This window comes from Phenylobacterium sp. (genome assembly GCF_041691455.1).
Classification (GTDB): Bacteria; Pseudomonadota; Alphaproteobacteria; order Caulobacterales; family Caulobacteraceae; genus Phenylobacterium.
The window spans coordinates 22,525-34,901 of sequence record NZ_JBEPUO010000010.1; the positions used below are offsets into that span (position 1 = coordinate 22,525).

Sequence of the window (12,377 nt, forward strand, 5' to 3'; positions counted from 1 at the left end):
GAGGACCCGTCATGCCCATCAGCCGTCGTTCGTTCCTGCACCGCGTCGGAGCCACCGGCGGCTATGGCGCGGCCTATTCCACCATGGTCGCGCTGGGCCTGATGGCCACCCCCGCCGTAGCGACGGCCGCGCCGCGGCTTCCGAGCGGGTTCGGCCGCGGCAAGAGCGTGATCATCCTCGGCGGCGGTATCGCCGGCCTGGTCAGCGCCTACGAACTGGAGCGCGCCGGCTTCACGGTGACCGTGCTGGAGGCCCGCGACCGGCTCGGCGGACGCAACTGGACCCTGCGCGGCGGCTCGAAGATCGAGATGGTGGGCGAAGCCGACCAGACGGTGCAGTTCTCGGATGGGATCTACATGAACGCCGGGCCCGCCCGGATCCCCAGCCACCACGAGGGGTTGCTCGGCTACTGCCGCAAGCTCGGCGTGGCCCTGGAGGTGGAGGTCAACGCCAGCCGCAGCGCCTGGCTCTGGGACCGGGACTCCAACGGCGGCCGGCCGATCCAGATGCGCCAGGGGATCCACGACGCGCGTGGCCACATCGCCGAGCTGCTGGCCAAGGCGGTGAACAAGGGCGCACTCGATCAGGAGCTGACGGCCGACGACCGGGCGCGCCTCCTCCCTTTCCTGAAGCTCTACGGGGATCTGGCGCCGGACATGAGCTTCAGGGGAAGCGAGCGCTCGGGCTACACCCAGCTTCCCGGCCCCGCCGCGCAGCTGGCCGTCGCCCGGGAGCCCCTACCGTTTCACGAGCTGCTGACCAACGCCCAGATAGACAGAAGCTGGTTCGACGAGAGCCCCTACATGCAGGCCACCATGTTCCAGCCGGTCGGCGGCATGGATCGCATCCCGGCGGCCTTCGAACGCGCCATCACGAGCCGGATCATCCGCAACGCCGAGGTCACCCAGATTCATCAGGACGAGCGGGGCGTGAAGGTGACCTGGCGCGATCGCGCCTCCGGCAAGACCGCGCTGGCCGAGGCTGATTTCTCCATCATCACCCTGCCGCTGGTCATCCTGGCGAAGATCGACACCAACTTCCCGCCCGAGGTGAGCCAGGCGATCGCCGCCGTGCGCTACGACCTGGCCAACAAGATCGGCTTCGAAGCGCCCCGCTTCTGGGAGCGCCAGCAGATCTACGGCGGCATCTCCTTCGTGGGGGGCGAAACCAACATGGTCTGGTATCCCAGCGCGGACCTGCACACCGAGCGCGGCATGCTGCTGGCTAGCTTTCCTCAAGCAGCCGCGGCCCGGGCGGCGGCCGCGCGGCCGCTCTCCGAACAGATCGAGATGGCGCGAAAGGCCGTCGAAACCCTGCACCCCGGCCACGGCCAGGATCTGCAGAAGCCGGCGGTCGTCAACTGGAGCAAGATCCCGTTCAATCTGGGGGCCTGGCCGAACTACAGCGGGCGCGGCGTCATCGAGGAGGGCCATATCGACCATCCTTCGCACCGCCTGCTGAACGAGCCGCTGAGCCGCGTCTATTTCTCCGGCGCCCACCTCAGCCAGCTGCCCGGCTGGCAGGAGGGCGCGATTTTCGCCGCCCACCGGTCGATCGGCTTGCTCGCCGACCGCATCGCCCAGACCACGGCCGTCGAACCGGCGCGCCGCGCCGCTGCAGCCTGAGCGCTGGCGCTAGGCCGGCGCGGTCTGCGCCAGCCGATAGCCGACGCCCGGATCGCTGACCAGCAGCGGCGCGCCGTCGAAGCCGCCGAGCTTCTGGCGCAGCTGGCCCACATAGACCCGCAGGTACTGGATGTCGGCCCGCTCGCTGCCCCAGACGGCGCGCAGCAGGTCCTTGTGGCTGACCGTATGGCCGAGGTTCACCGCCAGTTCGGCCAGCAGGTCGTACTCCTTCGGCGACAGCTTCAGCGGCTCGCGGGCCTTGGTGATCAGCCGCAGGCCGAGATCGATCTCCAGGTCGCCGGTGCGCACCAGCGGTGTCGAGCCTCGCGCCTGCACCGCGTGCCGCAGGCCGGCGCGCAGGCGGGCCAGCAGCTCCTCCACCCCGAACGGCTTCTGGACGTAGTCGTCGGCGCCCAGATCGAGGGCCTCGACCTTCATCGCCTCGGCGTCGCGAGCCGACAGCACCACGATCGGCGTCTGGCTGCGGCCGCGGATCTCGGCGATGACGCCGAGGCCGTCGCGGTCCGGCAGGCCGAGGTCCAGCAGCACGATGTCCGGCGCATAGTGGGCGAACCAGCGCAGCCCCTCGGCGGCGGTGCGCGCGGTCACCGGCCGGAAGCCCGCTGCCTTCAGCGTCGTGGCCAGCGCGGCGTTCAGGCTCGCATCGTCTTCCACGACCAGCACGGTGGCGGGGTCGGCGGCGTCGGTCATGCCGGCTGGACGTTCGCCGTCGCCAGCGGCGCCGACAGGCGCACCCGCGCGCCCTTGCCGCCGGCCAGGTTCTCGGCCTCCACGCGCCCGCCCTGCGCCTCCAGGAAACCGCGGGCGATCGAAAGCCCCAGGCCGGTTCCCGGCGGGCGGCCGTCGCCGGCCACGCCGCGGGAGAACTTCTCGAACATCGGCTCGATGGCGTCGGGGAAGCCCGGCCCCTGGTCCAACACCTCGATCCAGCCGGAGCCCGCGCCGGCTCCGCTGCGGAGCCAGATCGTCGAGCCTACGGGTGCGTACTTGCCGGCGTTTTCCAGCACATTGGCGAGCGCGCTCTCGAACAGCGAGGCGTCGACCATCAGCGGGGCGGCGGTGGGGCTCACCTCGTTCAGCACCTGCCGGCCGGCGAGCGCGGCGGCGGCGCTGCGCAGGGCCTCGGCGGCCAGCTCGGCGGGCTCGACGGCGGCGGTCTTCACCACCACCGCGCCGGCGTCGAGCCGGTTCATGTCGAGCAGGTTGCCGACCATCGCCGACAGCCGCGCGGTCTCGGTCTCGGCCAGCGTCAACAGGTCGGCGCGGGTCTTGGCGTCGTGCGTCTTGGCGAACTTCTGCAGGCTCTGCAGGGTGAAGAGCACGGTCGAGAGCGGGGTCTTCAGGTCATGGCTGACGGCGGCCAGGAGGTCGGCCTTCAGCCGCTCGCTCGCCACCTCCACGCGGCCGTCCAGCACCTGGGCGGCGTAGGCCTCGCGGTCCAGCGCCACGGCGAGATAGCCGCTGACGATCTCCACCAGCCGCTCGGGATTGTCGGGACGCCCGGTTTCGCCCAGCGAGATCGAGACGCCGATCACCGCCTGTTGCCGCTGCGGCGTGACCACCGGCCAGAAATCGTAGGCCGCCGCCTCGACGGGATAGGCGCCGCCGCGGGTCGGCATGCGGGCCGCGAGCGCCCAGCCCGCTGCGTCGAGGTCCGACGCCGTCAGCTCGCCGCCGCCCGCCTGGCCGCTCACCGCGAGATCGGCCTCGCCCTGCAGCAACACGACCGCCGGCGCCTGGAAGAGCCGCGCCAGCGCCTGGGCGCAGGCCTCCGCGGCGCCGGCGGCGCTCTTGGCGGCCACCAGGCTTTGCGCCAGCGCCTGCAGGGCGGTCCCCTGGTCGGCGGCGTTCCAGGCCTCGACAGCCCGGCGGCGCGACTGGGCCGCAACCGCGCTGACGATGGCTGCGGTGATCAGCAGCAGGACCAGCGCCCACAGGTTCGCCGGGTCCGCGACGTTCAAACTGTAGCGCGGCGCGATAAGGAAGAAGTTGAACGCCAGCACCCCAGCCACCGCCGCCGCCAGCGACGGCCCCCAGCCGAAGCTCACCGCGGCGATCACCACCGGCAGGACGAAGATCAGCGAGAGGTTGGGGATGGTCTGCAGCTGGTCGACCAGGACGGCCGCCAGGGTGGCCGCGGCGACCATCGCCAGCGACAGGGCATAGGCGGCCGCGGGGTGCAGGCGCCCGAAGCGTGGCTCGGCGGGTCGCTCGGCGGAAAGGCTCATGGCGCGCCTCCTTGGCGCATCGGACGGCGCAAAGAAGGCCCCTTGGCGATCCCGGCGCAAGGCCTTCAACCGCCCAACCCCCTACAACCACATGGGATTTTTATGCCGTCCGGCGCGACAAGCGGCGTCCGATAAGCTGCCGGGTTCTCCCCATCCCATGTCCGCCACCACCCTAGAGTCCGACCAGGCCGCAGGCCGTCCGGCGCCCAGCCTGCGGGGCTTCCTGGGCCTCGCCCTGGGCTCGGCGGGCGTCGTCTATGGCGACATCGGCACCAGCCCGCTCTACGCCTTCAAGGAGTCCATCTCCCACGTCGCCCGGGTCGGCGGACGGTTGGCGCAGGGCGATGTCGTGGGCGTCGTGTCGCTGATGCTCTGGACCCTGATGGTCATCGTGACCCTGAAGTACGTCTCGATCCTCATGCGCTTCGACAACCGCGGCGAAGGCGGCACGCTGTCCCTGATGGCCCTGGTGCAGAAAGCCGGCGGGCGGGCGTCGGCGGCGATCCTGGTGATCGGCATGATCGGCGCCGGCATGTTCTTCGGCGACGCGATCCTGACCCCGGCGATCTCGGTGCTTTCGGCGGTGGAAGGCCTGAAGGTCGTCCACGGCCTCAGCGGCCGGATCGATCCCTTCGTAGCCCCCATAGCGCTTGTGCTGCTGGTCGCGCTCTTTGCTGTCCAGAAGCGCGGCGCCGGAGGGATCGGCCGCTGGTTCGGGCCGATCTGCGTCGTCTGGTTCGCGACGATCGCCGTGCTCGGCCTGGCCTCGCTCACCCGCGCGCCGCAGGTGCTGCTGGCGCTCAATCCCCTGCCCGGCCTGTCGCTGCTGGCGCACCATCCGAAGATCGCCCCAGCCATTCTCGGCTCGGTCTTCCTGACCGTCACCGGGGCCGAGGCGCTCTACGCCGACATGGGCCATTTCGGGCGCAAGCCCATCCAGTGGACCTGGGTGGCGCTGGTCTTCCCCTGCCTGATCGCCAACTACCTGGGCCAGGGCGCCCTGGTGCTGGCCGATCCCAGCGCCATCGAGAACCCCTTCTTCCACCTGGCCCCGGCCTGGTTCCAGCTCCCGCTGGTGATCCTGGCCACCGCCGCCACGGTGATCGCCAGCCAGGCGGTGATCTCCGGCGCCTTCTCCATGACCCAGCAGGCCGTCCAGCTCGGCCTGCTGCCGCGCCTCACCCTGAAGCCGACGTCGGAGGCTCACGTCGGACAGATCTACGCGCCGCAGGTCAACTGGATCCTGATGCTGGGGGTGGCCGCCTTGGTCCTGGGCTTCCGCTCTTCCGACGGTCTCGCCAACGCCTATGGCGTGTCGGTGGTGGGGGCGATGATCACCTCCTCGGTGCTGGCGGTGGTGGCGATCCATCGGCTGAAGAACCGGCCCATCTGGCAGGCGTTCCTGGCCTTCTCACCGTTCCTGGCGGTCGAGGGCGCCTTCCTGGTCGCCAACCTCACCAAGGTCGTGCACGGCGGCTATATCCCGCTCCTCATCGCCGCGGCCCTGATCCTGGTCATGTGGACCTGGATGCGTGGCGTGGCCCGGGTGTCGCGCGCCGAGCAGAGCGACCTGACGCTGGCCGATGTGCTCCCGATGCTCACTTCGCGCCCGCCGCTGCAGGCCCGGGGGGCCGCTGTGTTCCTGACCTCGAACCCCCGCTCGGTCCCCGCCGCCCTGATGCACAACCTCAAGCACAACCAGGTCCTGCACGAGCAGGTGGTGCTGTTGACCGTGAAGGTCGCGCCGCGGCCGCGGGTGCCGGACGCCGAGCGCGTCGAGGTCAAGGACCTCGCCCCGGGCTTCAAGGCCATGACGCTCTCCTTCGGCTTCATGGAAACCCCGAACGTCGCCAAGGGCATGGCGCTCGCCCGCGCCAAGGGGCTGAAGTTCGACATCATGCGGACCTCGTTCTTCTTGAGCCGCCGCACGCTCCTGCCGCGCCGCAGCGGCGGCCTGGGCCACCTGGCCGACGTCCTCTTCGTGTTCCTGACCCGCAACGCCGTGCGCACCGCCGACTTCTTCCAGATCCCCCCCTCCCGGGTTGTGGAACTCGGCGCACAAGTCGCCTTCTAGGCGAACTTCGTCTGGTGTTTCGCGGCCGGGTCGGCTCCTATGGGCGGGTCGGAGTCGGGGGACGCGCATGCTCAGGGTACTCACCTTCACCGCGGCGCTCGTCGCCCTCGCGACGACCGCTCAGGCCCAACCCAAGATCCAGCCGCTCAGCCCCTTCGCCTCGGGCGCGGAGCAACAGGCCGCCATGACGGCCGGAACCGTGACCTCCGAGGCGCTGGTCCGCGAATACCTCGCCAGGATCACGGCGCTCGACCGGGCCGGGCCGAAGCTCAACAGCGTCATCGCGCTCAACCCCCACGCCCTCGCCGACGCCCGCAAGCTCGACGCCGAGCGCAAGGCGGGCCACGTCCGCGGACCGCTGCACGGCATCCCGGTGCTGCTGAAGGACAACATCGAGTCGGCCGACGGCACGGCGACCACCGCCGGATCGCTTTCGCTCAAGGACAACGTCACCGGCCGCGACGCGCCGTTGGTCCGCCGGCTGACCGACGCTGGGGCGGTGATCCTCGGCAAGGCCAACCTCTCGGAGTGGGCCAATTTCCGCTCGATCCGCTCGATCAGCGGCTGGACGGCGGTCGGCGGCCTGGTGCGCAACCCCTATTCCCTCGACCGCACCGCCTGCGGCTCGAGCGCCGGCTCCGGCGCGGCTGTCGCCGCGGGCCTGGCCACCCTGGCGATCGGCACCGAGACCGACGGCTCGATCACCTGCCCCGCCGCCACCAACGGGGTCGTCGGCCTGAAGCCCACCGTGGGCCTGGTCTCCCGCACCTACGTCGTGCCGATCTCGCCCGAGCAGGATACGCCGGGGCCGATGACCCGCTCCGTCGCCGACGCCGCCGCCATGCTGAGCGCCATCGCCGGCTCCGATCCCGCCGACGCCTGGACCAAGGAGGCCGACGCCCACAAGGCCGACTATCTCGCCGGCCTGAAGCCTGACGCGCTCAAGGGCGTGCGGATCGGGGTGTTGCGGATGACTGCCGGCCGCTCGCCGCAGACCGACGCCATCTACGAGGACGCGCTTGGCGCCCTGCGCAAGGCCGGCGCCGTCCTGGTCGAGGTGAAGGGCCCCGACGACGCGGCCATGAACGCCATAGCCGCCAATGAGGGCGAGGCCCTGCGCATCGAGTTCAAGGCCTCGCTCAACGCCTACCTCGCCTCGACGCCCGCCAAGGTGAAGATCCGCACCCTCGACGACCTCATCGCCTTCGACGCCAAGGAGCCGCGCGAGATGCCGGTGTTCGGCCAGGAGATCTTCGAGCAGTCCGCCAAGGCCCCGCCGCTCACCGACGCGGGCTACGTCGAGAAGCGCGCCAACGCCCGCAAGGCGGCGCGCGAGGCGCTCGACAAGATGCTGGGCGACAACAAGGTCGAGGTCCTGGTCGGCCCCTCCACCGGCCCCGCCTTCATAGTCGATCCCGTCGACGGCAGCCGCAGCCTGGGCTCCTATTCGACCCTGCCGGCGGTGTCGGGCTATCCGCACCTCACCGTGCCGATGGGCGCCGTCGTAGGCCTGCCGGTGAACCTGTCGTTGATCGGGCCGGCCTGGTCCGAGGCGCGGCTCCTGGCGTTCGGCTACGCCTTCGAACAGGCGACCCATGCCCGCATCGACCCGCAGTTCCTGCCCAACATCGGCGCGCGGCCGGAATATGCAAAGGCCTACGATCCGCGCTGAGCCCCTTGTCGAGTCGGTGTTTCGCCCCAATCTGAGCGTAGCTTCAGCACTAGCGGAAAAGGCAGCGGTCCCCTGGCCAGGCTCTGGAAAAAATCGGTCAGCCGGACGGCCTTGGCCAAGCGCGAGCGGGATCGAAGGGCGGCGCTGTTCGTTGCTTCTCCGACGGGGGCGCCGACGACGGGCTTCGAGCATAGAGGGTCCCCACGCGTGTTCGACGTCTCCACGCCGAAACCAGACCCCGCGCCGCGCCTCGAGGCCGACGAGCCGGCGATCCGTACCGGGTCGACCTCCGCCTTCCATCTCATCGATACGACGATGATGTACGCGCCCCGCTCGGGCGGCGTGAAACGTTACCTGACCGCCAAGCGCGCCTGGCTGGAGACCCGCCGGCCGGACATCCGCCACACCCTGGTGGTGCCGGGCGCGGCGACCCGCGCCGAGGCGCCGGGGCTCTACACGGTGTCGGCGGCCAAGCTGCCGTTCGGCGACGGCTACCGGATGCCGGCCAGCCCGACCAAATGGGCGGCCGTGCTGCGCCTGCTCGACCCGGACATCATCGAGGCCGGCGACGTCTTCGTGCCGGGCCACGCGGCGATGGACGCGGGCGAGACGCTCGGCGTGCCGGTGGTCGGCGTCTGCCACACCGACGCCCCGACGCTTGCGGCCCTGCACCTGGGCGACTGGGCAGAGCAGCCGACGCTGAACCTCTGGGCCCAGGCCTATCAGCGCTTCGACCATGTGGTCGCGCCCAGCCGCCATACCGCCAACCGCCTGGCCGAAGCCGGCGTCGACCGGGTTAGCGTCCACCCTCTGGGCGTCGATCTCGATCTCTTCCAGCCGAGCCGCGGCAATCGCGAGGCCCTGCTGAAGCGCCTCGATTTCCCCGCCGACTCCCGGCTGCTGGTCTTCGCCGGCCGCCCGGCGCGCGAAAAGAACATCGATTCCATGGTCGCTGCGGTGGAGATGCTGGGCGACCCGTACCGCCTGGTGCTGATCGGGGCGGGCAAGGACGCCCGCTACACCTCCCGCGTCGCCTGCATCGACTTCGAGCGCCAGCCCGAGAAGCTGGCCGGCGTCATCGCCAGCTGCGACGCCTTCCTGCACGCCAACGAGAACGAGATTTTCGGCCTGGTGGTGCTGGAGGCCATGGCCGCGGGCCTGCCGGTGATCGGCCCCAACAAGGGCGGCGTGGGCGAGCTGCTCGACGAAGGCGTCGGCCAGCTCTCCGCCGGCGTCGATCCGGCAAGCCTGGCCGAGGCCGCCGAGGCGCTCTTCGCGCGCGACGTCGACGCCCTGAAGCTCGCCGCCCGCCGCCGCGCCGAGACCCGCCACAGCTGGGATCACACCTTCGAGGGCCTGACACGGCTCTACGTCCAGCTGCTCGGCCGCAGCCCCCGCCGCGCGCCGCTGCGGCTCAGCGCCTAGCAACTCCCTAAGCCGCCCGAACCTCGGAAACGACTGCACCGCGGCGCCCGCAACGCGGTCTCGAATATTTATGAGAATTGTATATGGAATACAACTGTCAGTAATAGCTAAGTTGGTAAATTCGGCTTAACTATACATCTCAATTATTTGGTCCTGATTTCATTGCTCATTAAACGTGTTGTGCGAACTTACAACGCGACGAAGACAGAGCAGGCCGATGAAAGCCTGAATGTTGACGCAAAGATGACGCAAAGGAGATCGGCCATGTCTAAGTTCGTTTCACGTTTCCTGCAGGACGAGTCCGGCGCCACCGCCATCGAATATGGCCTGATCGCCGCTCTCGTCGCCGTGGTCCTGGTGACCGCGCTCGGCGCCATGGGCAGCAAGCTGTCCGGCACCTTCAGCACCATCTCTTCCAAGCTTCCCTAAGCCGAAGCTTCGACGAGCTGAAAGAGCCCCCGGCGCCGTTCCGCCGGGGGCTTTTCCTTGCCTCGCGCCGCGCTCTACCGGCCGGTGGGCATGTCCTTGAACGCCACATCCTTGTCGACGCGGATGTCGCCGGGCAGGCCCAGGACGCGCTCGGCGATGATGTTCTTCAGGATCTCGTCGGTACCGCCGGCGATCCTTAAGCCCGGCGCGAACATCACCGAGGTGTGGAAAGCCGCGTGCAGCGGGGCCAGGTCCGGATCGTTGATGATCCCGAACTGATCCAGCATCTCGACGGCGGTGTTGCCCAGGTCCTGCATCTGCAGCGCCGAGACGATCTTGCCGATTGAGCTCTCGGGTCCGGGCGTCTGTCCCCGCGAGAGCGCGGTCATGGTGCGGTTGCGGGTATGGCTCAGCCCCTCGGCAGCCACGTACCAGTCGGCGAGCTTCTCGCGCAGCGCCTGATCCTTCAGCGCCGGTCCGCCGTCGAGGCCGGGCACGGCGCGCGCGGCCTCCATGAATTCCCGCCAGCCCGCGCCCGAGGCGCCGCCCACCGCCAGCCGCTCGTTCATCAGGGTGACGAGGCTCACCTTCCAGCCGTCGTCGATCGCCCCCAGGCGCTGGCTGTCCTTCACCCGCACCTCGGTGAAGAACACCTCGTTGAAGCCCGAGCCGCCGGACATCTGGTGGATCGGCTTCACCTCGATGCCCCGGTCGTGCATGTCGACCCAGAACATCGTCAGGCCCTTGTGCTTGGGCGCGTCGGGGTTGGTGCGGCAGACCACGATGCCGAAGTCCGAGAACTGCGCCCCGGTCGTCCACACCTTCTGGCCGGAGATCAGCCAGTCGCCGGAGCCGTCCGGCGCGCGGATCGCCTTGGTCCGGGCAGCCGCCACGTCCGAACCGCCCGAGGGTTCGGAGAACAGCTGGCACCAGATTTCCTCGCCGCGCAGGGCCGGGCCCACGAAGCGGTCCTTGGTGGCCTGGTCGGCGAAGGTCGCCACCGTCGGCACGCACATGCCAAGGCCGATCTGGAACGGGTTGCCGGGGACCGGATGCTTGGCTTCTTCCTGGTTGAAGATGACCTGCTGGATCGGCGTGCCGCCCTGCCCGCCCCATTCCTTGGGCCAGGTGATCTGCGCGTAGCCGGCCGCGGCCTTCTTGGCCTGCCAGGCCTTGGAGGCGGCCATGGAGCCCGCGCCCTCATCGTCGTCGCCGCCGACCCGCACCTTCGGCGCATTGGCGTCGAGCCAGGCCTTCACCTGGGCGCGATAGGCGGCTTCGTCGGGGCTGTCGTTGAAGTCCATCGCTATCGCTCCTTCAGGCCGCGTTGCGCCGTTCGAGGTGGCTGACCAGCCGCTCCTTCCAGACCCGGGGCGCGCCGGCCACCAGGCTGAGCTGGCGGGATCTGCGGTAGTAGAGGTGGCAGTCCATCTCCCAGGTGAAGCCGATGCCGCCGTGGGTCTGGATGTTTTCCTTCGACGCGAACCAGAAGGCCTCGCTGGCCGCGATCCTGGCCGCGCTGGCCGCCACCGGCATCTCCGGCGCATTGGTGTTGAGCGCCCAGGCTCCGTAATAGGCGTTGGAGCGGGCGAGCTCGTTCTTGACGTACATGTCGGCGAGCTTGTGCTTGATCGCCTGGTAGGAGGCGATGACCCGGCCGAAGGCGTAGCGCTCGAGCGCATAGGCCTTGGCCATCTCCAGGCATTTGTCGGCCCCGCCGCACTGCTCGAACGCCAGCAGGATCGCCGCCCGGTCGGTGACCTGCTCCAGCAGCGCGAAACCCTCGCCGGCGTCGCCCAGCCGCTGGGCTGGCGCGTCCTTGAAGGTGAGTTTGGCCGCGTCGCGGGTCGGGTCGAGGGTCTTCAGCGCTTCGCGGGTCACGCCGGCGCCGTTCAGGTCGACCAGAAACAGGCCGGGCTTGCCGTTCTCCTTGGCGATGACCAGGCAGAGGTCGGCGATGTCGCCATCGGTCACCGGGATCTTCACGCCGGAGAGCTTTCCGCCGGAAACCGTGGTCTTCACCGAGCCCGGGGTCAGCACGCCCGGCCCCTCCGACGTCGCCAGGGCGCCGATGATCTCGCCCGCCGCGATCTTCGGCAGGATGTCGGCCTTCTGTTCGTCGTTGCCGGCCAGCATCACCGCCTCGGCCAGGAAATAGACCGTCGAGGCGAAGGGGATCGGGGCCACCACGCGCCCCAGCTCCTCGGCGATCGCGCAGAGCTCCAGGTGGCCAAGGCCCAGGCCGCCGTGCTCCTCCGGGATCGCCGCCCCCAGCCAGCCCTGCCCGGCCACGGCCGTCCAGAGCGCCGCGTCATAGGCCTTGGTCTCGTCGTCCAGGACGCCCCGCACGCGGGCCGGCGGGCAGTTGGCGTCGAGGAACTTCCGCGCCTCGGACTTCAGGAATTTCTGGTCGTCGGAAAAATCGAAGTTCATGCGCCGCCTGTCCCGCCGGTTTTCCCGGACTTGCGAGAGTTCCTCGGGGATCAGCATACGCGCCGGGCTAGGGGTGGAAAGTATGACCTCGCGTCAGGCGCGGCCTATCGGTCGCCCAGGTTGAAGACGCCGTCCCGGGACACCCGCCCCGCAATCCGGCCGCCCTCCCAGAGTTCGGCGCTCTCGCCCCGGGCCGCGTAGCCCTCCGCGAGCGCGCCGGCGGTACGGTCGTCCGGCGCCTCGAAAGCCCGGCCAAGCCGCAGCCGGCCGTCAGCGCCCACGATGTAGATACGATAGGACTTCACGTCGTCCGCCCCCCGGCGCTGGCCTACCCTGCCGGTCTTTCGGACGCGGAGTCTGTCGCCTACCTGACCTCGCGCGAAAATACCGCGGAGCTTGGGTCGGGCGCGCGCCGCGGGGAAAGGGCGCGGTCGGAGCGCGAAACCCGCGCGATCTCGCCCGGCCGCCTT

At 69.9% G+C, this 12,377-nt stretch carries 10 protein-coding genes; 5 read left to right on the forward strand and 5 right to left on the reverse strand.

Features of this window, described 5'->3' with window-relative positions; all coding sequences use genetic code 11:
• Nucleotides 1-11 precede the first annotated feature (11 nt).
• The gene (locus tag ACESMY_RS13655) at nucleotides 12-1,625 is read left to right on the forward strand and encodes a flavin monoamine oxidase family protein (RefSeq protein WP_372785150.1); all 1,614 of its coding nucleotides are present in this window, start codon (nucleotides 12-14) and stop codon (nucleotides 1,623-1,625) included.
• Between the two features lie 9 nt (nucleotides 1,626-1,634).
• Here the strand turns inward: ACESMY_RS13655 and ACESMY_RS13660 are convergent, their stop codons facing one another.
• On the reverse strand, nucleotides 1,635-2,336 hold the full coding sequence (locus ACESMY_RS13660; RefSeq protein WP_372785151.1) for a response regulator transcription factor: 702 nt from the start codon (nucleotides 2,334-2,336) through the stop codon (nucleotides 1,635-1,637).
• Entirely contained in the window at nucleotides 2,333-3,874 is a 1,542-nt protein-coding gene (locus tag ACESMY_RS13665; protein ID WP_372785152.1) for a DUF4118 domain-containing protein, read from the reverse strand. Before ACESMY_RS13665 ends, ACESMY_RS13660 begins: the two co-directional genes overlap by 4 nt.
• 157 nt (nucleotides 3,875-4,031) lie before the next feature.
• Between ACESMY_RS13665 and ACESMY_RS13670 the strand changes: the two genes are divergently transcribed.
• From ACESMY_RS13670 to ACESMY_RS13685, 4 genes are all read left to right on the forward strand, one after another.
• Nucleotides 4,032-5,948 (forward strand): potassium transporter Kup, encoded by a 1,917-nt coding sequence (locus tag ACESMY_RS13670; RefSeq protein ID WP_372785153.1) that lies wholly within the window; start codon nucleotides 4,032-4,034, stop codon nucleotides 5,946-5,948.
• A gap of 67 nt (nucleotides 5,949-6,015) precedes the next feature.
• A complete protein-coding gene (locus tag ACESMY_RS13675; RefSeq protein ID WP_372785154.1) occupies nucleotides 6,016-7,620 on the forward strand; it encodes an amidase in 1,605 nt (534 codons plus the stop codon).
• 207 nt (nucleotides 7,621-7,827) lie between these two features.
• Nucleotides 7,828-9,045: a glycosyltransferase gene (locus ACESMY_RS13680; protein ID WP_372785155.1), complete on the forward strand. Its 1,218-nt coding sequence runs from the start codon at nucleotides 7,828-7,830 to the stop codon at nucleotides 9,043-9,045.
• 264 nt (nucleotides 9,046-9,309) lie between these two features.
• A complete protein-coding gene (locus ACESMY_RS13685; protein ID WP_372785156.1) occupies nucleotides 9,310-9,474 on the forward strand; it encodes a Flp family type IVb pilin in 165 nt (54 codons plus the stop codon).
• 74 nt (nucleotides 9,475-9,548) lie between these two features.
• On the opposite strand, the gene ACESMY_RS13690 is transcribed toward ACESMY_RS13685, so the two are convergent.
• From ACESMY_RS13690 to ACESMY_RS13700, 3 genes are all read right to left on the reverse strand, one after another.
• On the reverse strand, nucleotides 9,549-10,778 hold the full coding sequence (locus ACESMY_RS13690; protein ID WP_372785157.1) for an acyl-CoA dehydrogenase family protein: 1,230 nt from the start codon (nucleotides 10,776-10,778) through the stop codon (nucleotides 9,549-9,551).
• Between the two features lie 13 nt (nucleotides 10,779-10,791).
• A complete protein-coding gene (locus tag ACESMY_RS13695) occupies nucleotides 10,792-11,907 on the reverse strand; it encodes an acyl-CoA dehydrogenase family protein (protein WP_372785158.1) in 1,116 nt (371 codons plus the stop codon).
• Nucleotides 11,908-12,011: 104 nt separating this feature from the next.
• Nucleotides 12,012-12,212 carry a hypothetical protein gene (locus tag ACESMY_RS13700; RefSeq protein WP_372785159.1) on the reverse strand — a complete coding sequence of 67 codons (201 nt, stop codon included), beginning with the start codon at nucleotides 12,210-12,212 and terminating at the stop codon, nucleotides 12,012-12,014.
• Nucleotides 12,213-12,377: the final 165 nt, after the last annotated feature.

What these genes read in the sequence shown, in the direction of transcription:
- ACESMY_RS13695 (WP_372785158.1), bottom strand. Translation starts at nt 11,907, where the DNA reads ATGAACTTCGATTTTTCCGACGACCAGAAATTCCTGAAGTCCGAGGCG.
- ACESMY_RS13685 (WP_372785156.1), top strand. Translation starts at nt 9,310, where the DNA reads ATGTCTAAGTTCGTTTCACGTTTCCTGCAGGACGAGTCCGGCGCCACC.
- ACESMY_RS13690 (WP_372785157.1), bottom strand. Translation starts at nt 10,778, where the DNA reads ATGGACTTCAACGACAGCCCCGACGAAGCCGCCTATCGCGCCCAGGTG.
- ACESMY_RS13665 (WP_372785152.1), bottom strand. Translation starts at nt 3,874, where the DNA reads ATGAGCCTTTCCGCCGAGCGACCCGCCGAGCCACGCTTCGGGCGCCTG.
- ACESMY_RS13670 (WP_372785153.1), top strand. Translation starts at nt 4,032, where the DNA reads ATGTCCGCCACCACCCTAGAGTCCGACCAGGCCGCAGGCCGTCCGGCG.
- ACESMY_RS13675 (WP_372785154.1), top strand. Translation starts at nt 6,016, where the DNA reads ATGCTCAGGGTACTCACCTTCACCGCGGCGCTCGTCGCCCTCGCGACG.
- ACESMY_RS13655 (WP_372785150.1), top strand. Translation starts at nt 12, where the DNA reads ATGCCCATCAGCCGTCGTTCGTTCCTGCACCGCGTCGGAGCCACCGGC.
- ACESMY_RS13660 (WP_372785151.1), bottom strand. Translation starts at nt 2,336, where the DNA reads ATGACCGACGCCGCCGACCCCGCCACCGTGCTGGTCGTGGAAGACGAT.